The sequence below is a fragment of the Streptomyces sp. SCSIO 75703 genome (assembly GCF_036607905.1).
In the GTDB taxonomy this organism is placed as follows: Bacteria; Actinomycetota; Actinomycetes; order Streptomycetales; family Streptomycetaceae; genus Streptomyces.
The window spans coordinates 950,036-973,548 of sequence record NZ_CP144555.1 but is presented as its reverse complement, the minus strand read 5'-3'; the positions used below and the strand labels follow the sequence as shown (position 1 = coordinate 973,548).

Genomic DNA, 23,513 nt, shown 5'->3' with positions numbered 1-23,513 from the left:
ACATCATGGAAGCATCTGTAGAGCAGCTCGTCGCCGCCCTCCGGGCGGCCATGGTCGAGAACGAACGCCTCCGCTCGCACAACGACCGCCTCACCCAGGACGCCGGCGAGCCGATCGCGATCGTGGGGATGGCGTGTCGTTATCCGGGTGGGGTGGCTTCTCCGGACGAGTTGTGGGATCTGGTGGTCGAGGGCCGGGACGGGGTGTCGGCGTTTCCGGTGGATCGTGGCTGGGACGTGGACGGGATCTACGATCCGGAGCCGGGGAAGCCGAACCGCACGGTGACGCGTGAGGGTGGGTTCCTGTACGACGCGGCTGATTTCGACGCGGGTGCGTTCGGTATCTCACCGCGTGAGGCGTTGGGGATGGATCCGCAGCAGCGGTTGTTGCTGGAGACGTCCTGGGAGGCCGTGGAGAGCGCGGGGATCGACCCGCTGTCGCTGAAGGGCAGCCGGACCGGCGTCTTCGCCGGCGTCATGTACCACGACTACGGGCCCGGAACGAGCGACGGCAGCCTGGTCTCCGGCCGCGTCGCCTTCACCCTCGGCCTCGAGGGCCCCGCCGTCACCGTCGACACCGCCTGCTCGTCCTCGCTCGTCGCCCTCCACTGGGCCGGCCAGGCACTGCGCAAGGGCGACTGCGCGATGGCGCTGGTCGGTGGCGTGACCGTGATGACGACGCCGGACATGTTCCTCTACTTCAGCCACCAGCGGGGCATGGCCAAGGACGGCCGGTGCAAGTCCTTCGCCGCCCATGCCGACGGCACCGGCTGCTCGGAAGGCGTCGGCGTCCTGATGCTGGAACGCCTCTCCGACGCCCAGCGCAACGGCCACCCGGTGCTCGCCGTGATCCGGGGCAGCGCGATCAACCAGGACGGTGCCTCCAGCGGCATGACCACCCCCAACGGTCCGTCGCAGCAGCGGGTGATCCGCGCGGCGTTGGCGGACGCGCGGGTTTCGTCGGATCAGGTGGATCTGGTGGAGGCGCATGGTACGGGGACGCGGTTGGGGGATCCGATCGAGGCGCAGGCGTTGCTTGCGACGTATGGGCAGGGTCGGGTGGGCGATCCGTTGTGGCTGGGGTCGTTGAAGTCGAATCTGGGGCATACGCAGGCGGCCGCGGGTGTGGGTGGTGTGATCAAGGCGGTGCAGGCGATCCGTCATGGGGTGCTGCCGAAGACGTTGCATGTGGATGTGCCGACGCCGGAGGTGGACTGGGCGTCGGGGTCGGTGGAGTTGTTGACGGAGTCGCGGGTGTGGCCGGACCGGGGTCGTCCGCGGCGTGCGGGGGTGTCGTCGTTCGGTCTGAGTGGGACGAACGCGCACGTGATCGTGGAGCAGGCCCCGGTGGTGGAAGAGGACCCGGCGGAGGATGAGGGCCTGGGTTTGCCGGTGGTTCCGGTGGTGTTGTCGGCGCGGTGTGGGGGTGGTTTGTCGGGTCAGGCGGCGCGGTTGCTGGACCGGCTGGAGGGGTTGGAAGAGCCGGTTCCTGGTGCTGGTGCTGGTGCTGGTGCTGGTGTTGGTTTGGTGGATGTGGGGTTTTCATCGGTGGTGTCGCGTGCGGTGTTGGAGCATCGTGCGGTGGTGGTGGCGGCGGACCGTGAGGGGTTGGTGCGGGGGCTGGGGGCGTTGTCGGGGGGTGTGCGGGATGTGTCGGTGGTGCGTGGGGTGGTGCGGCCGGCGGGGGCGACGGCGTTTCTGTTCACGGGGCAGGGTGCGCAGCGGTTGGGGATGGGCCGGGAGTTGTATGGGGCGTTTCCGGTGTTCGCGGCGGCGTTTGATGGTGTGGTCGCGGAGTTGGATGCGTTGTTGGGGTGTGGTGTGCGGGAGGTGGTGTGGGGTGCGGACGCGGGTTTGTTGAGTGGGACGTTGTTTGCGCAGGCGGGGTTGTTCGCGGTGGAGACGGCTTTGTTCCGGTTGGTGGAGTCGTGGGGGGTGCGTGCGGACTTCCTGGTGGGTCATTCGGTGGGTGAGGTTGTGGCGGCGCATGTGTCGGGTGCGTTGTCGTTGCGGGATGCGGCTGTGTTGGTGGTGGCTCGTGGGCGGTTGATGCAGGGGTTGCCGGCGGGTGGGGTGATGGTGGCGGTGGAGGCGTCGGAGGCTGAGGTGCTTCCGTTGCTGGGTGCGGGGGTGGGGATCGCGGCGGTCAATGGTCCGCGTTCGGTGGTGGTGTCGGGTGCGGAGGCCGCGGTTTCTGGTGTGGTGGCGGTGTTCGAGGGGCGGGGTCGGCGGACGAGTGTGCTGCGGGTGTCGCATGCGTTTCATTCGCCGTTGATGGAGCCGATGCTGGCGGAGTTCGGTGAGGTGGTGGCCGGGTTGTCGTTCGGTGCTGCTTCGGTTCCGGTGGTGTCGGGGGTGTCGGGTGAGGTATCGCAGGATTGGGGTTCGGCGGAGTACTGGGTGCGGCATGTGCGGGAGGCGGTGCGGTTCGCGGACGCGGTGGCGTTCGCGGAGTCGCGTGGTGTGACGTCGTTCGTCGAGGTGGGTCCGGATGGTGTGCTGAGCGCGATGGCACGGCAGTCGACGGAGTCGGAGTCCGCGCTGTTCGTTCCGTTGATGCGTAAGGGCCGTGACGAGGTGCCGACGGTGGTTTCCGCTCTCGGTGAGTTGCATGTGGCGGGGGTGGGGGTCGACTGGGCCCGGTACTTCGACGGCTCGGGTGCCAGGCGTGTGGATCTGCCGACCTACGCGTTCCAGCGTGAGCGGTACTGGCTGGAGTCGGTGGGTGCTGGGGATGCTGGTGGGCTGGGTCAGGTGGGGGTGGATCATCCGGTTTTGGGTGCGGCGGTGGCGTTGCCTGATTCGGGTGGTGTGGTGTTGACGGGTCGGTTGTCGGTGGAGGGGATGTCGTGGTTGGCGGATCACGATGTGCTGGGTTCGGTGTTGTTGCCGGGTGCGGCGTTTGTGGAGTTGGTGGTGCGGGCTGCTGATGAGGTGGGTTGTGGGGTGGTGGAGGAGTTGACGTTGCAGGCTCCGTTGGTGCTTCCGGAGCGTGGTGGGGTGGCGTTGCAGGTGGTGGTCGGTGGTCGGGACGAGGTGGGGTCTCGTTCGGTGCGGGTGCATTCGCGGCCGGAGAGTGGTGGTGCGGGGGCCGAGTGGGTGCTCCACGCGGATGGTGTGCTGGGCGCTGGTTCGGCTCAGGCGGCGCCGGCCTTCGACCTCAGCGCATGGCCCCCACCGGGCGCCGAAACCGTACGGACCGAGGACTCCTACGCGTTGCTCCGGAAGCAGGGCTACGCCTACGGGCCCGTCTTCCAGGGGCTGAAAGCCGTGTGGCGGCGCGGGGACGACATCTTCGCCGAGGTCGAACTGCCCGAGCAGGCGCATGCCGACGCCGAGCGTTTCGGTCTGCACCCCGCTCTCCTCGACTCCACCATGCACGCCCTGGGAGTCGGCGAGGACGTCACGGGCGACGAACCGACCGAGCTGCCCTTCTCCTGGACGAACGTTTCCCTGCATGCCGCCGGTGCCCGCGCGCTTCGGGTTCGGATCTCGCCCCAGGGCGTCAACGGCCGCACGCTGAGCCTGGCGAACCAGGATGGCTCACCGGTGGCCACGATCGGTGGCCTGACCTTCCGTCCGGTGTCGGTGGGGCAGTTGGGTGGTTCGGCTGGGGTGGGTGGTCTGCATGAGGTGGTGTGGCGGCCTTTGGGGTCGTCTGCCTCTGCCTCTGCCTCTGCGTCTGCCTCGGTGTCTGAGGCTGTTGTGTCTGTGTCTGGGTCTGGGTTTGGGTCTGGGTCTGCTGTGGTGCCGGCGGTGTTCGAGGTGCCGTTGTTGTCGGTGGGTGTGGATCCGGTGCGGGGTGTGCGGTCGGTGTTGGGTGGGGTGTTGGAGGCGGTTCAGGGGTGGTTGCGGGCTGAGGGTGAGGGTCCGTTGGTGGTGGTGACGCGTGGTGGTGTGTCGGTGGGTGAGGGGGAGGGGGTGGATGTGTGCCAGGCTCCGGTGTGGGGTCTGGTGCGGGCGGCGCAGGCGGAGAATCCGGGTCGGTTTGTGCTGGTGGATGTGGATCCTGGGGGTGGGGTCTTCGGGGATGTGGCGGCGGCTGTGTTGGCGTCGGGTGAGCCTGAGGTCGCGGTGCGGGGTGGTGAGGTGCTGGTTCCGCGTCTGGTGGAGGTGGGGGCTTCGGCTGTCGCCGACGTGGTGCCGGATGGTGTGGTGCTGGTGACGGGTGGTACGGGTGGTCTGGGTGGTCTGGTGGCCCGGCATCTGGTGGAGGTGCGGGGGGTGCGGCGTCTGGTGTTGGCGGGGCGTCGTGGGCCGGATGCTCCCGGCGTGGATGTGCTGGTGGGGGAGTTGGAGGGGCTGGGTGCCGAGGTGTCGGTGGTGGCCTGTGATGTGTCGGATCGTGGTGCGGTCGCGGCGTTGGTGGAGGGTGTGGGTGCGGATCTGGTGGGTGTGGTTCATGCGGCGGGTGCGGGTGACAATGGTCTGATCGGGTCGATGGACGTGTCGCGTCTGGATGGGGTGTTGGGGCCGAAGGCTGATGCGGCGTGGTATTTGCATGAGGTGACGTGTGAGCGTGATCTGGCGTTCTTCGTGATGTTCTCGTCGGCGGGGGGTTCGGTTCTCGCGGCGGGGCAGGCCAACTATGCGGCGGCCAATGTGTTCCTGGACGCTCTTGCCGTGCATCGGCGTTCGCTGGGTCTGCCCGCCACCTCGCTCGCCTACGGCCTGTGGGACGTCGCCACCGGACTGACCGAAGCCCTCGACGAGGACGTCCGCCTCATGGCGGCGCGCGGTCTCCCCGCGCTCGGTGTCGCCGACGCCCTCCGCCTCTTCGACGCCGGAATCGACTCCGGTCGCGCCGCGCTCGTGCCCCTCGCCGTCGACGTACCGGCACTCAGGGCCAAGCCCGGCGAACTGCACGCGTTCCTGCGGGACATGGTGCCCACAGAGGGCAGGACCGTGGAGCGCACCCGCACCAAGGGCTCCGACCCCGCCGCGCTGGTGGCCCGCCTCACGGGACTGAGCACCGAGGACCGTGAACGGGCCCTGCTGGACCTGGTACGCGGTCACGCCGCCGCCGTCCTCGGTCACTCCGGTGCCGAAGACATCGCGGCCGAGCGGGGATTCCTCGACATCGGCTTCGACTCGCTGACCGCGCTGGAACTCAGGAACCGGCTCAACGAGGTCACCGGCTGCCGGCTCGCGCCGACCCTGATCTTCGACTACCCCTCGGCCGCCGAGCTCGCCACGCACCTGAGGCTGACGCTCTTCGGCGAGGACGCATCCCCAGACGACCTGAGCGCGGCGACCGCGGATGAGCTGTTCGACATTCTCGACGGCGGGGCCGAGGCATGGGCATGAGGGCCGACCGACCGCATGAGGAGCGAGTGTGCTGAACCGGATAGTCGTCGTGGGCGCGGCGGCCGCAGGGCTGACCGCGGTGGAGACGCTGCGGGCCAAGGGGTACGAGGGCGGCCTGACACTCGTCGGTGCCGAGCGCCATCCGCCCTACGACCGGCCGCCCCTGTCCAAAGAGCTGCTGGGCGAGAGGTGGGAGCCGTCGAGCACCTGGCTGCGCCAGGAGGACGCGCTCGCCGCCGTCGACGTCGATCTGCGTCTCGGCTGCCGGGCCACCGGCCTGGACCAGGCGGCCCGGCACGTCACCCTCTCCACCGGTGAGCGGCTGCCCTACGACGCGGCCGTCATCGCGACCGGACTCCGCCCGCGCCGGCTTCCGTACGGGGACGGCCTGCGGGGCATCCACGTGCTCCGCTCGCTGGACGACGCCGTCCGCCTGCGCCGGGCGCTCGCAACGGCACCCACAGTCGCGGTGATCGGGGCCGGATTCCTTGGTACGGAGATCGCCGCCACCGCCCGTGAGGCCGGGCTCGACGTGACCCTCATCGCTGCCCACGACCAGCCCCTCGAGCGCCAGGTGGGCGCCGGAATCGGCGAACTGGTGGCCGGCCTGCACCGGGACCACGGAGTACGGCTCGTCCTGGGTGCCCAGGTCGTGGGCACGGCCCAGGACCGGGGTGACGTCCGCGCCGTCCTGCTGGCCGACGGCACCCGGATCGACGCCGATCTGGTCGTCGTCGCGATCGGCTCCGTCCCGGCCGTGGACTGGCTCGCCGACTCCGGACTGGCGCTGGGCGACGGCGTCCTGTGTGACGCCTACTGTCGCGCCGCCCCCGGCGTATGGGCGGCCGGCGACGTCGCCAACTGGCCCCACTCGATGCTGGCCGGGGCCCGGGTCAGGCTGGAACAGCGGACCAACGCCTCCCAGCAGGCCATGGCGGTCGTCTCCAACCTGCTCGCGGGTGACGCCGGCGGCCGGCCGTACGCGCCGGTGCCGTTCGGCTGGACCCAGCAGTTCGGGGCGAAGATCCAGACCATCGGCTGGTGCCCGCCGGACGCGCGGACGGAGATCATCAGCGGGTCGACGGCCGACCGGGAGTTCGTCGCGGCGTATCACCGGGGCGGGATGCTGGTCGGCGCGCTGGGCTGGAACAGCGCGCGCGGCCTGCGGCGGTGCAGGCTCCTGGTCGGCCTTCCGTCGTCCGAACTCGCCGCCGCGGCGGCAGGCGTCTGAGAACCCGGGGCCGGTACGGACCGGCCCCCCGAGGATCCGGTGCTCATCGGGCTGGGAGAGGGCGGCGATCCGGATCGCGTGAAACCAGGAGGCGTCGCCTCCGCGGAGAACCAGGGGACGCCGGAGTACGATTCCATTCCCCTCAAGGTCCGGAGCGGGCACGCGGCACACCGGACCTCACCGAGCGCGGTGCTACACCGTCTCCCCACCTCAGTGTCACCCCCACTTCGCACACGGCGGCCCTCCGGGCGAATACGATGCTCTATGCGTGCGTCATACGCATGGGAAGGCTTCCGATGAAGACAGGCACGAGATGAGTACTGGTGAAGGAACGAGCAAGGAAGGCGCTGGCCTGCCGAACAGTATCGAGGTGCTGTGGGAGCTGCGTAACCGCGAACAGCGCACCGCGCGGATCGGACTGAGCGTCGAGCGGATCGTGGCGGCCGCCATCGAGTCCGCGGACGCCGACGGTCTGGCCGGGCTGTCGATGTCCCGCGTCGCCAAGAGCCTCGACTTCGGCACCATGTCGCTCTACCGGCACGTGTCGAGCAAGGACGAGCTGTGCCAGCTGATGCTGGACATGGCCTACGGCACCCCGCCGCACATCGACATGGTGGAGGGGGACTGGCGGGCCGGCCTGGAGCAGTGGGCCCGCGCCTTCCAGGAGGTCTTCCGCCGGCACCCGTGGATGCTCCAGATCTCGGTCAGTGGCCCGCCCCTGGAGCCAGGCCAGCTGAGCTGGCTGGAGTGCGGCCTGCGCACCTTGGGGGGCACGAGCCTGAGGCCGGACGAGAAGCTCTCCGTGATGATGCTGATGATCGGCTACGTCCGCAACAACGTGCAGTTGGCGCTCGGCGTGGTCACCCATGGCGTCAGCGAGGAGGACCTGATGGCCAACTACGTGCGCGCGTTGGCCAAGTACGTCGACTCCGCTTCCTTCCCCGCGCTCGCGGAGTTGCTGGAGGCCGGGGCGTTCGAGGAGCCCGAGGACGACTTCGCCTTCGGCCTCCAACGCGTGCTGGACGGGGTCGAGGTGCTCGTGCGGACCCGCGACGGCGAGGAGCCCCTGACCTGACACGGTCGGGGCCTACGCGAAGGGGGCCGGTTCCCTACCCCGCGGGGTGGGGAACCGGCCCCCTTTCCGTCCGTGCCCGGCGGCTCAGACGGTGGACTGCACGTGTCCCGAGGCGGGGACGGTCGCCGGTGCGTCGATGTCGTACGGGTCGACCCGCTCACCCGTCTCGATCGGCACCTTGCGCAGCAGCATCGCGACGATCGCGGCCACCACGACCATGGCGGCGGCCCCGGAGAGCGCGGCCACCTGGAGACCGTGGGTGAACGCAGCCCGGCTCGCGGAGAGCAGTTCGGCGGCGATCGCGGCCGGCTGCTGGGAGGCGATGGTGTGGGCACCGCCGATGGTGTTGCGCACCGCGCCCAGCGCCTCGCCGCCGAGACCGGCCGGACTTACCGCGTTCATGTCATGCCGGTAGATGGCGGAACCGATGCTGCCGATGACCGCGAAGCCGAACGCGCTGCCGAACTCGGTGAAGGTCTCCGAGGTGGCCGTGGCCGACCCGGCGTGCTCCTTCGGCGCCGAGGTGACCACGATCTCCGCCGTGAGCGTCTTCGAGGCGGTCATGCCGGCCGCCATCAGACCCACGCCCGTGAGCAGGAGGGCGACGTTCGATTCCACGGTGAGACGGCTCAGGACACCGAAGCCGACGGCCATCGTGAGCATGCCGCCGGCGACCAGGTGGACCGGCTTGATCTTGCGGGACAGGGCCGAGACGAGACCGACCGCGATGCCGATCGCGGGCATCACGGCCATGGACCACAGGGCCGCCCGGAACGGGGTCATGCCCAGCACCATCTGGAGGAACTGGTTGGTGAGGATGCTGACGCCCATGAACGAGAACATCACCATCAGGTTGGTGAGGATCGCCCCGGTGAAGCCGCCGTAGCGGAACAGCGAGACGTCGATGAGCGGGTGGGGCGACGTGCGCTGGCGCTGCACGAAGGCGACGAGCAGGACGGCGCCGGCGGCGGCCCAGATCGCGGAGTCGCGGGCCCAGCCGTCCACGGCCAGCTCCTTGAGGCCGTAGATGAACGGCATGATGCCGGCCATCGACAGGACCGCGCCGAGTACGTCCAGCTTGCCGCGGGAGGAGTCGCGCCGCTCCGGGAGCAGGATCGGGGCCAGGATCAGCACCAGCACCATCACCGGAATGTTGATCATGAAGACCGAGCCCCACCAGAAGTGGTTCAGCAGCAGGCCGCCGACGACCGGGCCGAGGGCCGCCCCGGTGGCGAGCGTGGCGCTCCAGGCCGCGATGGCGGACTTGCGCTGCTTCGAGTCCTGGAACATGTTGCGGATCAGGGCCAGCGAGGTCGGCGTCAGCGTCGCGGCGCCGAGCCCCAGCAGGGCCCGCGCGCCGATCAGCATCTCGGCGCTCTCCGCCGTCGCGGCGATCGCGGAGGCGACGCCGAAGACCAGGGCGCCGATGATCAGGAGCTTGCGGCGGCCGAACCGGTCGCCCACCCAGCCCATCGTGATCAGCGCGCCGGCCAGCACGAAGCTGTAGGTGTCCATGATCCACAGCAGCTGGGTGGCGCTCGGCTTCAGCGACTCGCTGATGGGCGTGAGCGCGAAACCGAGTACCGAGATGTCAACGGCGATCAGCAGGGTGACCAGGACGATCACCACGAGGCCGAGCCATTCCTTGATCCCCGCCCGGGGCTTGTTTTCTGTCATGGCGAACGTCCATGCCTTCCTGCGTCATGTCGCCGAGTACGTAACACGCTGAGCGTACCAGGTACGCGCGTATCGCATACGCATCGCGTGTCACGTACTCGGAACGAGATGTGCGCCGCGTCCGCGGGTGCCTCCGCGCGGTCGCCGCGGGGCTGCCCCGCCTCTCAGTGCCCGTCGTCGAGCAACTCGAGCGCGCGACGCAGCAGGGCTCGGCGGTCGATCTTCCGGTTGGCGTTGAGAGGGAACTCCGCGAGGTGGAAGAAGTGCTGGGGGAGCACGGCCCGGGGGAGCGTGCGGCTCAGCTCGCGGGCCAGGGTGACCGGCGGGACGCGGTCCCCGGTGTGGAACGCCGCCAGGCTGATGCCCTGCTCGGACGGCAGCGGCACCGTCACGGCGTCGTCCACCCCCCGGCAGTGGCGCAACGCCTCGTCGATCTCCGCGAGTTCGATGCGCACGCCCCGCACCTGGACCTGCTGGTCCAGCCGTCCGAGGTAGAGCAACTGGCCGTCCCGGCCCAGCCGGACCCGGTCGCCCGTCCGGTAGTAGCGCGTGCCCTCCCGCTCCAGGAACCGGCCCACGTCGTCGGACGGGTCCAGGTAGCCGGCCATGAGCTGCGGACCGGCGACGCACAACTCACCCTCCTCCGGGTCCGGTTCCCCGTCCGCGCCGAGCAACAGCCACGCGTGGCCCGCGTGCACCGGCCCGATCGGTACGACACCCGCGGCCGCGATCCGAGGCGAGGACTCGGACGACCAGCGGTGCCGGGTGATGGTGATGGTCAGCTCCGTGGGCCCGTAGAGGTTCTCGACCACCGACCCCGTCGCCGCGTGCCGCCAGTCCGTCACGTCCTGGCACGTCACCGCCTCACCGGCGAAGAAGCTCCAGCGCAGGGACGGCAGCGCGCCGTCCGTCAGTCCGCCCGTGCGCCGGAGCAGGCCGACCACGCTGGGGGTGGAGAACCACACGGTGATGCCCTGCTCGGCGACGAACCCGGGCAGATCCCGATAGGCGGCCGCCGGCACGGCCACCAGTGTGGCGCCCGCCCCCCACGCGCAGAACAGGTCGAACATCGCGCAGTCGAAGTTGAGGTCGAAGTTCTGCGAGAACACGTCGTCGGGTCCGAAGTCGTACCGCTCGTCGAGCAGACCGAAGTAGTGGGCGCCGTTGGCGTGCGTGACCGGTACCCCCTTCGGGCGGCCCGTCGACCCGGAGGTGAACAGCACGTAGGCGATGTCGTCGGCCGCGACCGGGTGGGGACGCGGCAGGCGCCGCGCCGGATCCGGCGCGATCAGCCCCTCGCCGGACGGATCGTCGCCGTCCCCGTCCAGCAGCGCGGGAAGGGCGACCCCGTCCGCGCGCAGCTTTCCCAGTACCGTGGCGGCCTCGCCGTCCACGATCAGCGCCTCGACGCCGGCGGCTTCGAGCATCCGACGGGTGCGGAGCACGGGAAAGGAAGGCTGCAAGGGCACCATCGGCACCCCGGTGAACAGGCAGGCCAGGATGGACGTGTACGCGTCGACACTCTTGCCCGCCAGCACACCCACCGCCGCGGGGCGCTCCGGGAGCGCGGCCAGCAGCGAGCCCGCCCAGGTCAGCGCCCGGTCGTACAGCTCCTGGTACGTCAGCGCCGTGCCGTTCGCGCGAATCGCCACTCCGTGGGGTGACCGCGCGAGTCCGCGCAGGAAACGGTCATAGAGGGCGTGGGCCGGTGTCTGGTCCATGAGTGGTCCCCGGGTGGCGGTGGATGAGTGAGGTGGAGCTGTTCCTGTCGCGCGCGAGCCCCTCGCCGGACCCCAGGACGAGAGGCCCGTGCCGGGAGCTTCGACGGGGCTCGGTCAGGACGTGCGGAGACTGGGCCTCGACCAGGGCGTGCAGTGAAAGGCCCGGAGCCGGGACGCTGGTGAACGCACCGTGGAGCGTGGCCGCCGGGCCACCGACCCGCAGCAGGACTTCGGCGAGATCGCTCCAGCGACAGCCGGCCGGCGCGTGGTGCAGGGTGACCTGCGGGTTCCTCGCCAGCCACGCCCGCACCTCCCGGGAAGGCGCGGGGCCCTCCCCGTCCGTGAGGACGTGCAGTCGCGGATAGGGGTGCGTCCGGGCGACCGCGTTCAGGAAGTTCAGGAAGGCGGGCAGGGCGTACGCCCGGGAGGTCCCCGGCCGGGTACGACCGAACAGCAGTGGCCGGAGCCGCTCTTCGGTCCGGGAGCCGTGCCCGTCGTCCGCCCTGAGCACCACGGCGTTCCACGGCGGAGTGAGACAGACCCCGACGACACCGCGCTGGGCGCCGGGGCCCAGCGGCGGGACGGCGGGCAACTGGAAGGACTCGGGACGCCGGGGCTGCACGCTCCACTTGCGCCACACGCGCGAGACCGTGGAGTGGGCGATCCCCAACTCACCCGCCAGCAGCCGCGACGTCCAGTACCGGGCCCGCAACCGGGCCGGCGGCGTACCACCGTCGGCGAGCGTGGCCACCAGGACCGCCACCTCGTCCACCGTCGAAGGACGGCCCGGACGCGGCAGGTCACCCAGTGAGGCCATCCCCGACTCCGCATAGCGGGCACGCCACTTGATGACCGTGGGGCGGGAGACCCGCAGCGCGGCGGCGATCTCCGTGTTGGAGACGCCGTCCGCGGCGAGGAGGACGATCCGCGCCCGCCGCACGAGACCGGCGGGCGCGGTCGTCATACGGGTGAGCGTCTCCAGACGTGCTCGGTCACCCTCCCGCAGGCACAGCGTCGGGACGCGTCGCATGGTCGCGGCCCTCAGCGCAGGCGCTGCAGCGAGTTCCAGAGAGCGTCCGGCGTCTCGAAGATCTCCAGGGAGAGCGCCTCATCGCGGAAGTGGACGGCGTAGGCGGATTCGAGCCCCGCGAGCAGCTCGATCATGCCGAGCGAATCGAGTCCGAAATCGCGCAGCCGCATGTCGCCGGTGATCGGCTCGCCCGGCGGAAGAAAGGAAAGCTGCTTCCGCAGGAGAATGTCGAACTGCTCATCCCACATGATGACTCCGGTTCAGACGCAAGGTGGATGATGACGCCGGGATTCCGCACCGATGCCGGCACGCGGAACCGCACTGCGGACAGCGACGGAAAGACGAGCAGGCCGACCGAGGCGCCAGTGCGGACAACGAACGGGGACGGGCGGAAACAGGACGGGAAAACAGCCGCTCGCCCACCTGCCCGGCGAGAGGGGTCCCCGGAGCCAGACGCTAGTCCCGGCGCGCCTGATTCCCTACCCCTACCCGCCCCTATGAAAGCGCCGCGACGAACCCCCCCGGCCGCGGGGCAGAGCGTTCGCCCCCCACCACCGCACACGGAACCGCAGGTGGGGCCGGGGGGAGAGGTGCCCGCGACCGCCACGTGGCGGCCCTGTCGCGGGACGGGCCGGCGCGTCCCGGCTCTGGGGTCGTCGGGGTGGGGCAGGGGCGCGATTGTGGGGACCCGGCGCCCGACTAAGGGGTGGGCAGCCGTCGGCCGACGCCGTAATTTTCCAAGTGACCCACTCTTCATTTCCGCCACCGCGTCGGCGGTCCGCTGAACGTCACGACACAGGAGGGCATGCTCGGTGAACAACGAGGCGAAACTTCTCGAGTATCTGCGCCGGGCGACAGCCGACCTGCGCGACACACGCAAAAGGCTCGCCGCCGCCGAACGCAAGTCCAACGGCGAGCCGGTCGCGATCGTGGGGATGGCGTGTCGTTATCCGGGTGGGGTGGCTTCTCCGGACGAGTTGTGGGATCTGGTGGTCGAGGGCCGGGACGGGGTGTCGGCGTTTCCGGTGGATCGTGGCTGGGACGTGGACGGGATCTACGATCCGGAGCCGGGGAAGCCGAACCGCACGGTGACGCGTGAGGGTGGGTTTCTGTACGACGCGGCTGATTTCGACGCGGGTGCGTTCGGTATCTCACCGCGTGAGGCGTTGGGGATGGATCCGCAGCAGCGGTTGTTGCTGGAGACGTCCTGGGAGGCCGTGGAGAGCGCGGGGATCGACCCGCTGTCGCTGAAGGGCAGCCGGACCGGCGTCTTCGCCGGCGTCATGTACCACGACTACGCGCTCGGCACCGAGTCCGCCGCGACCACCGGCGGCAGCCTGGTGTCCGGCCGGGTCTCCTACACGCTGGGACTCGAAGGCCCCTCCCTGACGGTCGACACCGCGTGTTCGTCCTCGCTCGTCGCCCTGCACCTCGGAGCCCAGGCGCTGCGCTCCGACGAGTGCGCGATGGCGCTGGTCGGTGGCGTGACGGTGATGACGACGCCGGACATGTTCCTCTACTTCAGCCACCAGCGGGGCATGGCCAAGGACGGCCGCTGCAAGGCCTTCGCCGCCGATGCCGACGGCACCGGCTGCTCGGAAGGCGTCGGCGTCCTGATGCTGGAACGCCTCTCCGACGCCCAGCGCAACGGCCACCCGGTGCTCGCCGTGATCCGGGGCAGCGCGATCAACCAGGACGGTGCCTCCAGCAGCCTCACGGCCCCGAATGGTCCGTCGCAGCAGCGGGTGATCCGTGCCGCGTTGGAGGGCGCGGGGCTCACGGCTGCGGAGGTGGATCTGGTGGAGGCGCATGGTACGGGGACGCGGTTGGGGGATCCGATCGAGGCGCAGGCGTTGCTTGCGACGTATGGGCAGGGTCGGGTGGGTGATCCGTTGTGGCTGGGGTCGTTGAAGTCGAATCTGGGGCATGCGCAGGCGGCTGCGGGTGTGGGTGGTGTGATCAAGGCGGTGCAGGCGATCCGTCATGGGGTGCTGCCGAAGACGTTGCATGTGGATGTGCCGACGCCGGAGGTGGACTGGGCGTCGGGGTCGGTGGAGTTGTTGACGGAGTCGCGGGTGTGGCCGGACCGGGGTCGTCCGCGGCGTGCGGGGGTGTCGTCGTTCGGTCTGAGCGGGACGAACGCGCACGTGATCGTGGAGCAGGCCCCAACCGTGGAAGAGCCCCAGGCGGGGGATGAGGGGCCGGTGGGTCAGGCTCCGGTGGGACTGTCGGTGGTGCCGGTGGTGTTGTCGGCGCGGTGTGGGGCTGGTTTGTCGGGTCAGGCGGCACGGTTGCTCGACCGGCTGGAGGGGTCGGTCCCTGGTGCTGGTGCTGGTGCTGGTGCTGGTGTTGGTTTGGTGGATGTGGGGTTTTCGTCGGTGGTGTCGCGTGCGGTGTTGGAGCATCGTGCGGTGGTGGTGGCGGCGGACCGTGGGGAGTTGGTGCGGGGGCTGGGGGCGTTGTCGGGGGGTGAGCGGGATGTGTCGGTGGTGCGTGGGGTGGTGCGGCCGGCGGGGGCGACGGCGTTTCTGTTCACGGGGCAGGGTGCGCAGCGGTTGGGGATGGGCCGGGAGTTGTATGGGGCGTTTCCGGTGTTCGCGGCGGCGTTTGATGGTGTGGTCGCGGAGTTGGATGCGTTGTTGGGGTGTGGTGTGCGGGAGGTGGTGTGGGGTGCGGACGCGGGTTTGTTGAGTGGGACGTTGTTTGCGCAGGCGGGGTTGTTCGCGGTGGAGACGGCTTTGTTCCGGTTGGTGGAGTCGTGGGGGGTGCGTGCGGACTTCCTGGTGGGTCATTCGGTGGGTGAGGTTGTGGCGGCGCATGTGTCGGGTGCGTTGTCGTTGCGGGATGCGGCTGTGTTGGTGGTGGCTCGTGGGCGGTTGATGCAGGGGTTGCCTGCGGGTGGGGTGATGGTGGCGGTGGAGGCGTCGGAGGCTGAGGTGCTTCCGTTGCTGGGTGCGGGGGTGGGGATTGCGGCGGTCAATGGTCCGCGTTCGGTGGTGGTGTCGGGTGCGGAGGCCGCGGTTTCTGGTGTGGTGGCGGTGTTCGAGGGGCGGGGTCGGCGGACGAGTGTGCTGCGGGTGTCGCATGCGTTTCATTCGCCGTTGATGGAGCCGATGCTGGCGGAGTTCGGTGAGGTGGTGGCCGGGTTGTCGTTCGGTGCTGCTTCGGTTCCGGTGGTGTCGGGGGTGTCGGGTGAGGTGTCCGAGGGGTGGGGTTCGGCGGAGTACTGGGTGCGGCATGTGCGGGAGGCGGTGCGGTTCGCGGACGCGGTGGCGTTCGCGGAGTCGCGTGGTGTGACGTCGTTCGTCGAGGTGGGTCCGGATGGTGTGCTGAGCGCGATGGCACGGCAGTCGACGGAGTCGGAGTCCGCGCTGTTCGTTCCGTTGATGCGTAAGGGCCGTGACGAGGTGCCGACGGTGGTTTCCGCTCTCGGTGAGCTGCATGTGGCGGGGGTGGGGGTCGACTGGGCCCGGTACTTCGACGGCTCGGGTGCCAGGCGTGTGGATCTGCCGACCTACGCCTTCCAGCGTGAGCGGTACTGGCTGGAAGCGGAAGCGGAAGCGGGCGGCGGCGACGCCGGCTCGTTCGGCCTGGAAACCACCGATCACCCCCTTCTCGGCGCGGCCGTCGCGCTCCCCGGCGACGACGGGACCGTGCTGACGGGTCGGCTGTCCCTCGACACCCATCCGTGGCTTGCCGACCACCGGGTGGGGGAGTCGGTGGTGTTCCCCGGATCGGGACTGGTGGAGCTGGCGCTCCGTGCCGGGGCCCAGGTCGGGTGCGACGCGCTCGACGAACTCACCCTCCAGGCGCCCCTGGTGCTGCCGGCCCACGGTGGTGTCCAGATCCGTGTCCGGGTGGGCGCCGACGATGGGTCCGGCTCCCGGAGCGTCACCGTGCACGCACGGGACGAAGCCGACGACACGGCCGACGCCCGCTGGACACCGCACGCCGAGGGCGTCCTGCTCCCGGATGCCCCGGTGTCGGCCTTCGATACCGCCGTATGGCCCCCGGAAGGTGCCGTCGCCGCCGAACTGGACGGCTCGTACGAGCGGTTGCTGACCCAGGGCTACGCCTACGGGCCCGCTTTCCAGGGCCTGCGCGGCGCCTGGCGGCGGGACGGCGAGATCTACGCGGACATCGCGCTGCCGGAGACCGCGGGTGCCGACGCCGAGCACTACGGCCTGCACCCCGCCCTGCTCGACGCCGCGCTGCACGCCTCGCTCCTCGACGAGCCCGACGCGAACCCCGGTGAACGGGGTGTGGCCCACCTCCCGTTCGCCTGGCGGAACGTCTGCGTCCGTGCCACGGGCGCGACCCGGCTCCGGGTGCGCATCAAGCCGTCCGGTACCGACAGCATCACCGTGGACGGCGCCGACGCCGACGGGCGCCCCGTGTTCTCCGTGGGCGCTCTCGTCACCCGGCCAGTGGCCGTGGAACCCGCGGCCGTGACGCAGCGCGGTTCCCTGTACACCGTCCGGTGGACCCAGGTCGCGCCCCCCACGTCCGCCGCACCCGCGGCCACCACCGTGACCTGGGGAGACCACCACAACGGCGTCCTCCCGGAGGGGGCCGTGCTGGTCTGGGAGTGCCCGGCGTCCGACGACGACATGGTGTCAGGGGCTCACGAACTGACCGCTCGCGCCCTCGGCGTCGTCCAGGAATGGCTGACGGACGAGCGTTTCGCGTCGTCCAGGCTGCTGGTCCTCACCCGGGGCGCCGTGGCCCTGCCCGGCGAGACGGTCACCGATCCGGCGGCAGCGGCCGTCGCCGGCCTGGTGCGGTCCGCCCAGGCCGAGAACCCCGGCCGCATCCTGCTCGCCGACACCGACACCGACACCGACACCGACACCGACACCGACGTCCCTCTCGACCTCGCCGCACTCCTCGCCTCCGGCGAACCCGAGACGGCGCTGCGGGACAGCGGTGTGTGGGCGCCCCGACTGGTGCGCGCCCGGCCCGCACCGGACACGGCGGACCGGCCTTCCCCCCTCGCCACCGCCGACGCCGACGCCGTCGTCCTGGTCACCGGCGGCACCGGCACCCTCGGCGCCCTCGTCGCCCGGCATCTGGTCACCGCCCACGGGGTACGCCGGCTGGTGCTGACCAGCCGCCGAGGTCCCGACGCGCCGGGAGCCGAGGCACTGGGCGCCGAACTGACCGGCCTGGGTGCCGAGGTGACCGTCGTCGCGTGCGACCTCGCCGACCGGGACGCCGCCCACGCCCTGCTGGCCCTGCACCCGCCGACAGCCGTCGTCCACTGCGCGGGCCTGCTCGACGACGCCACCCTCGGATCGCTCACCGCCGCGCGACTGGCTCGCGTCCTGCGGCCGAAGATCGATGCCGCCTGGAACCTGCACGCGCTCACGGCACCGCTGAACCTCTCCGCGTTCGTCCTCTTCTCCTCCGTCGCCGGTGTCCTCGGCAACCCCGGCCAGGCCAACTACGCCGCCGGCAACGCCTTCCTGGACGCCCTCGCCTCCCTCCGCCAGGGACAGGGCCTGCCCGCGCAGTCGCTCGCCTGGGGGCTGTGGTCCGACGACGACGGCATGGCCGGCGGCCTGGACGACACCGACCTGCGACGCATGAACAAGTCCGGTGTGCAGCCGCTCGCCGCCGCCCACGGCCTGTCCTTGCTGGACGAGGCCGGGCGGCTGGACGACGCGCTCCTGCTGCCGATCCACCTCGACATCAAGACCCTGCGGGCGACGGAACCGCCGGCGCCGATCCTTTCGGGCCTGGTCCGCCGCAAGGCCCGCGCCGCGTCCGCCGCACCGGGTGATCAGCCGCGTACCGCACTCGCGGCCCTGGCCCCGAAGGAGCGCTCGCGTACCCTGCTCGATCTCGTACGGGAGCAGGTGGCCTCCGTGCTCGGCCACGGATCGGCCGCCGACGTCGAGCCCGACCGCGCCTTCACCGAGATCGGCTTCGACTCGCTGACCGCGATGGAGCTGCGTAACCAGCTCACCACCGCGACCGGGCTGCGTCTGCCCGCCACCCTGGTCTTCGACCACCCCAGCGCCCGCGCCGTCGCCGCACACCTGGACTCCCTGCTCGCGGGCGACAGCCGTACCGCCGCCGCGACGGTCGCCGCGCCGTCCACCGACGACGACCCCGTGGTCATCGTCTCCATGGCCTGCCGCTACCCCGGAGGCGTGCGCTCGCCCGAGGACCTGTGGCGGCTCGTCGACGACGGTGTCGACGCCATCACCGAGTTCCCCCGCAACCGGGGCTGGGACCTGGAGCGGCTCTACGACCCCGAGTCCACGCGCCCCGGCACCTGCTACGTCCGCCACGGCGGATTCCTGCACGACGCCGCCGACTTCGACCCCGGGTTCTTCGGCATCAGCCCGAACGACGCGCTCACCACCGACCCGCAGCACCGGCTGCTGCTGGAGGTCGCCTGGGAGGCCATGGAACGCGCGGCGATCGACCCGGCGTCGCTCAAGGGCACGTCGACCGGCGTCTTCACCGGCACCATGTACCACGACTACGCGGGCAACAACGCCGCCGGATCGCTGGGCCCCGGACGCGTCTCGTACACCTTCGGCTTCGAGGGGCCCTCGCTCGCCGTCGACACCGCGTGCTCGTCGTCCCTGGTGGCGCTGCACCTGGCCGCCCAGGCCGTACGGTCCGGCGAATGCGCGCTCGCCCTGGTCGGCGGGGTGACCGTCATGTCCACCCCCGAGACGTTCGTCGAGTTCGCCCGTCAGCGCGGTCTCTCCCGCGACGGCCGGTGCCGCTCGTTCTCCTCGGCCGCGGACGGCGCCGCCTGGTCCGAGGGCGCGGGCATGCTCGTCATCGAGCGGCTCTCCGACGCCCGCCGGAACGGCCACCCGGTGCTGGCCGTCCTGCGCGGCAGCGCCGTCAACCAGGACGGTGCCAGCAACGGCCTCATGGCCCCCAACGGTCCCTCCCAGCAGCGTGTCATCCGCCAGGCCCTCGCGAACGCGCGCCTCGCCCCGGCCGACGTGGACGCCGTCGAGGCGCACGGCACCGGCACCACCCTGGGCGACCCCATCGAGGCCCAGGCACTCCTCGCCACCTACGGCCAGGACCGCGCGGAGGGCAGGCCGCTGTACCTCGGCTCGATCAAGTCCAACATCGGCCACGCCCAGGCCGCCGCGGGAATCGCCGGAGTCATCAAGATGGTCGAGGCGATGCGCCACGGGGTCCTGCCGAAGTCGCTCCACCTCGACGAGCCCTCACCGAAGGTCGACTGGGAGACGGGTGACGTCGCCCTGCTGGCGGCCGCGCGCCCGTGGCCGGAAGGGGACCGCCCGCGTCGCGCGGGGGTGTCGTCGTTCGGCATCAGCGGCACCAACGCCCACGTCATCATCGAAGCGCCCCCGGCCACCCCCGAGGCCTCCGCCGACGCGCGCGTGGACACCGCGCCCGCCCCCTGGCTGCTGTCCGCCCGTGACCCGGAGGGCATCGCCCGCCAGGCCGAACGCCTCCTCGCCCACCTGCAAGCGCGTCCCGGTGCGAGCACGCTCGACGTCGCCTACTCCCTGGCCACCACCCGCACCCCGCTCGAGACACGCGCCGCCCTCCTGGTCACCGACCGCACCCAGGCCCTGCGTGACCTGGCGACCCTCGCCGCCGGCACCCCGCCCGCCTCCCTCGTCGGCGACGCGGACACCGTCTCGCCCGGCGGCGCCACCGCCTTCCTGTTCTCCGGGCAGGGCGCGCAGCGTCTCGGCATGGGCGCACGACTGCACCGAGCCCACCCCGTGTTCGCGGACGCCTTCGACGAGGTGGTCGCCGCCCTCGACGCCCATCTCGACCGGCCGCTGGCAGCCGTGATCCGCGAGGATGAGGCCGCCCTGAACCGCACCGCGTACACGCAGGCCGCGCTGTTCGCCTTCGAGGTGGCGCTGTTCCGGCTGGTGGAGTCCTGGGGCGTGCGCCCCGACTTCCTCGCCGGTCACTCCATCGGGGAACTCGTCGCCGCCCACGTGTCCGGCGCCCTGTCCCTCCCCGACGCGGCCCGCCTGGTCGCCGCGCGCGGTCTGCTGATGCAGGCGCTGCCCGAAGGCGGGGCCATGACCGCACTGCGAGCGAGCGAGGAGGAGGTGGCGCCGCTGCTCACCGCCGAGGTCGCCATCGCCGCCGTCAACGGTCCGCGGTCCGTCGTCGTGTCGGGCGCCTCCGCAGCCGTGCGGGCCGTGACCGACCATTTCACCGCGCTGGGCCGCACGGCGAAGCCGCTGCGGGTGTCGCACGCCTTCCACTCACCGCTGATGGAACCGATGCTGGCCGACTTCGCGAAGGCCGCCGCCGGCATGACGGTCACCGAACCCTCCGTCCCCCTGGTCTCCACCCTGACCGGACACCCCGTGACGGCCGCCGACCTCGCCGACCCCGCCCACTGGGCGAGGCATGTACGCGAGGCCGTACGGTTCGCCGACGCGGTACGCACCCTGGACGCGGCCGGCGTCACCACGTACCTGGAGGTCGGGCCGGACGCGGCCCTGTCCGCCCTCGGGCCGGCCTGCCTGCCCGAGACGACGAGGGCCGCGTTCCTGCCGCTCTCGCGCCGCGACCGCGACGAGACGGAGGAACTGACCGGCGCCCTCGCGCACGCCCACGTGCGTCATGTGCCGGTCGCCTGGGCGGAGTTCTTCGCCGGGAGCGGAGCGCGCCGGATCGACCTGCCGACGTACGCCTTCCGCCGCGAGCCGTTCTGGGCGCTGCCCGAGCGGGCCGGGGCGGATCTCACCGCCGCCGGACTCGGCGCGACGGACCACCCCCTGCTCAGTGCGGTCGCGGCCCTCCCCGACGGCGGCGCCCTCCTCACCGGCCGGGTGAACCGTGCCGAGCGGCCCTGGCTCGACGACCACGACCTGCTGGGAACGGCCGTCCTGCCCACCGCCGCTTTCGTCGACCTCGCCCTGCGCGCCGGAGCCGAGACGGGGTGCCCCCGCCTGGACGAGCTGACCGTGACGGCGCAACTGCCGCTCCCGGCCGGTCCCGGCGTCGCGCTGCGGGTCACCGTCTCGGCGCCGGAGCACGACGGCCGCCGCACCGTCGCCATCCACTCCCGGGCCCACAGCCCCGGTCCCGACGACGAGGCGCCCTGGACCCGGCACGCGGAAGGCGTCCTCACCCCGGCCGTCACGACCCCGGCCGATGACGCGGCGGCCTGGCCACCGCCCGGCGCCACGCCCCTCGACCCCGAGGCCCTCTACGACCGGCTGTTCGCCCTCGGCCACGGACACGGCCCCGCCTTCCGCACCCTGAAGGCCGCCTGGCGCCGCGGGGACGAACTCCTCGCCGAGGCCGTCCTCGACGAGGACACCGTCCGCGACCAGTGCCCGCTGCACCCCGCCCTGCTCGACGCCGCCGTCCAACTGACCCGCTACGGCGCCCTGCCCGAGCACACCGAACCCGGCGACGCGCCCCTGAGCCCCACGACCTGGACCGGCGTCGAGATCCACCGCACCGCCCCCACCCGGGTGCGCATACGGGTCCGGCCGGCCGGACCGGACAGCGCGGCGTTCACGATCGCCGACGACCAGGGGGAGCCCGTGCTGAGCGCCCGGGACGTCACCTGGCGGACCGTCCCCCCGGCCGAGCTGACCACCGGCGCACCCGTGGGCGCGCTGTACCGCCTGGAGTGGACCCCGGCGCCCGTCGACGTCGCGGACCTCGGGACCAGGACCGCGGTGCTCGCCTCCGCCGGACCGCTCGACGACCCCCGTACCGGCCGCCCCTTCCCGGCCTACGACCCCGCCGACCCCGCCGAGGGGCCTGCCCCCGACTTCGTCCTCCTGCCCCTGCCCGACCCCGCCGGCGACCTGCCCGCGGCACCTGGCACCGCCGCCGCCCACACCCTGGCGCGGCTTCGGGAATTCCTCCGCCACGCACCGGAGGAGGGCGGCCCCCGCCTGGTCGTCGTCACCCGCGACGCCGTCGCGGCGGGTGACGCGGCGCCGAACCTCGGACACGCACCCGTGTGGGGCCTGGTCCGGGCGGCGCAGAGCGAACACCCCGGCCGGTTCGTCCTCGCCGACGTGGACGGCCTGGACGCCTCCGCGACCGCGCTGCCGGACGCCGTTGCCACCGGAGCCGACGAACTCGCCGTGCGCGGCGGCACCGTACTCCTGCCGAGGCTGGTACCGGTGGAGCCCGGCACCGAGCCGACGCCGCCCCCCGCCGGCGGCACCGTCCTGGTCGCCGGCGACCTGAGCGCGCGGGGCGCCGCACTGGTCCGTCACCTCGCCACCGCGCACGGCGCCGCCCGGATCGTGCTCACCGGCGAAGCCGCCGCACCAGGAGCCGTGGACGGCACCGCCGCGGAGGTGGTCGCGAGCGACTGCGACCCCGCCGACCGCGGCGCGCTCGCCGCCCTCCTGGCCGCCCTCCCCGCCGACCAGCCGCTCACCGCCGTCGTCCACACCACGGGCCCCGGCGAGAGCACCCCCCTCGGCGAGGACACCGCGCACCTCCTGGAGGCGGCACTGCGCCACCACGCCGGCGCCGCCTGGAACCTGCACGAACTCACCGCCGGTCACGACCTGTCGGCCTTCGTGCTGATCACCTCGACCCAGAGCCTCGTCCACGGAGCCGGAGCGGCCCACACCGCCCCCGCCCACACCTTCCTGGACGCCCTCGCTCGCCACCGGCACGCCCTCGGCCTCCCCGCGACCTCCCTCGCGCTCGCGCCGGGAGAGCCGGACGAACAGGCAGTGGCCGGACCCGGCCCCCTGCCCCTGACCGCCGAGCGGACGACCGCCCTCCTGGACGAAGCGCTGCGCGCCGAGGCCGCCTCCCTGCTCGCCCTCCACCTCGACCAGGGCGCCCTGCGCTCCCTGGCCGGCCACCTTCCCCCGGTACTCGAAAGCCTGGTCCGCGCCCCCGGCCGCCCCGGCCCGGCTCGCGGCGTCTCCGCAGCCGCCGACCTGCGCCGGCGCCTCGCCGGCCGGAGCGAGGAAGAACGGAGCCGGATCCTGCTCGACCTGGTCCGCTCGTACGTCGCCGTCCTGCTCGGCCACCCCACCCCCGATGCCGTCGGGGCCGACCGGGCCTTCCAGGACCTCGGCTTCGACTCGCTGGCCGCCGTCGAACTCCGCCGCCGCCTCGGCAACGCCACCGGGCTGAGCCTGCCCGCCAGCCTCGTCTTCGACCACCCGGACTCCCGCGCCGTCGCCGCCCACCTCACCGGCCTCCTCGGGGACGGAACCGGCGAACAGGACGACGCCACCGGCCTGCTGAGCCTGCTCGACCAGCTCGACGCGACCCTCACCACCGCGCTGCCCGATGCCGGGGACCTGCCGCGCATCACCTCCCGCCTCCAGGCGCTGATGCGCCGCTGGCAGGACACCCACGACGACACCACCCGCACCGGGCCGGAGGACGACGACCTCGGCACGGTCACCGACGACGAGCTGTTCGACGTCCTGGACAAGGAGATCGGACTCCTCTAGCGCCCCCGCGGCACGCACCACCCCCTCGCACACGGCCGGCCACG

The 23,513-nt window shown here is 71.8% G+C and carries 8 protein-coding genes; 4 read left to right on the top strand and 4 right to left on the bottom strand.

Annotation, left to right across the window (positions count from 1 at the left end; all coding sequences use genetic code 11):
• The first annotated feature begins 5 nt into the window (after nt 1-5).
• From VM636_RS04240 to VM636_RS04230, 3 genes are all read left to right on the top strand, one after another.
• The gene (locus tag VM636_RS04240) at nt 6-5,306 is read left to right on the top strand and encodes a type I polyketide synthase (protein WP_338483368.1); all 5,301 of its coding nucleotides are present in this window, start codon (nt 6-8) and stop codon (nt 5,304-5,306) included.
• A 28-nt stretch (nt 5,307-5,334) separates the two neighbouring features.
• A complete protein-coding gene (locus tag VM636_RS04235; protein WP_053914805.1) occupies nt 5,335-6,537 on the top strand; it encodes an FAD-dependent oxidoreductase in 1,203 nt (400 codons plus the stop codon).
• A 313-nt stretch (nt 6,538-6,850) separates the two neighbouring features.
• The gene (locus tag VM636_RS04230; protein ID WP_234312862.1) at nt 6,851-7,612 is read left to right on the top strand and encodes a TetR/AcrR family transcriptional regulator; all 762 of its coding nucleotides are present in this window, start codon (nt 6,851-6,853) and stop codon (nt 7,610-7,612) included.
• Between the two features lie 84 nt (nt 7,613-7,696).
• On the opposite strand, the gene VM636_RS04225 is transcribed toward VM636_RS04230, so the two are convergent.
• The 4 genes from VM636_RS04225 to VM636_RS04210 form a co-directional block, all read right to left on the bottom strand.
• The gene (locus VM636_RS04225) at nt 7,697-9,289 is read right to left on the bottom strand and encodes an MFS transporter (RefSeq protein WP_030423362.1); all 1,593 of its coding nucleotides are present in this window, start codon (nt 9,287-9,289) and stop codon (nt 7,697-7,699) included.
• A gap of 164 nt (nt 9,290-9,453) precedes the next feature.
• Nucleotides 9,454-11,010, bottom strand: a complete 1,557-nt coding sequence (locus VM636_RS04220) for an AMP-binding protein (protein ID WP_338483363.1) — start codon at nt 11,008-11,010, stop codon at nt 9,454-9,456.
• On the bottom strand, nt 10,979-11,974 hold the full coding sequence (locus VM636_RS04215) for a helix-turn-helix domain-containing protein (protein ID WP_338483360.1): 996 nt from the start codon (nt 11,972-11,974) through the stop codon (nt 10,979-10,981). Before VM636_RS04215 ends, VM636_RS04220 begins: the two co-directional genes overlap by 32 nt.
• Nucleotides 11,975-12,051: 77 nt before the next feature.
• Nucleotides 12,052-12,288 (bottom strand): phosphopantetheine-binding protein, encoded by a 237-nt coding sequence (locus VM636_RS04210; protein WP_030423365.1) that lies wholly within the window; start codon nt 12,286-12,288, stop codon nt 12,052-12,054.
• A 564-nt stretch (nt 12,289-12,852) separates the two neighbouring features.
• Here VM636_RS04210 and VM636_RS04205 point away from each other — a divergent pair.
• Nucleotides 12,853-23,469 carry a type I polyketide synthase gene (locus VM636_RS04205; protein ID WP_338483357.1) on the top strand — a complete coding sequence of 3,539 codons (10,617 nt, stop codon included), beginning with the start codon at nt 12,853-12,855 and terminating at the stop codon, nt 23,467-23,469.
• The last annotated feature ends 44 nt before the right edge of the window (nt 23,470-23,513 follow it).

Excerpts from the sequence above, each read along its gene's own strand:
- VM636_RS04210 (WP_030423365.1), bottom strand. The coding sequence starts at position 12,288 with ATGTGGGATGAGCAGTTCGACATTCTCCTGCGGAAGCAGCTTTCCTTT.
- VM636_RS04230 (WP_234312862.1), top strand. The coding sequence starts at position 6,851 with ATGAGTACTGGTGAAGGAACGAGCAAGGAAGGCGCTGGCCTGCCGAAC.
- VM636_RS04240 (WP_338483368.1), top strand. The coding sequence starts at position 6 with ATGGAAGCATCTGTAGAGCAGCTCGTCGCCGCCCTCCGGGCGGCCATG.
- VM636_RS04220 (WP_338483363.1), bottom strand. The coding sequence starts at position 11,010 with ATGGACCAGACACCGGCCCACGCCCTCTATGACCGTTTCCTGCGCGGA.
- VM636_RS04215 (WP_338483360.1), bottom strand. The coding sequence starts at position 11,974 with ATGACGACCGCGCCCGCCGGTCTCGTGCGGCGGGCGCGGATCGTCCTC.
- VM636_RS04225 (WP_030423362.1), bottom strand. The coding sequence starts at position 9,289 with ATGACAGAAAACAAGCCCCGGGCGGGGATCAAGGAATGGCTCGGCCTC.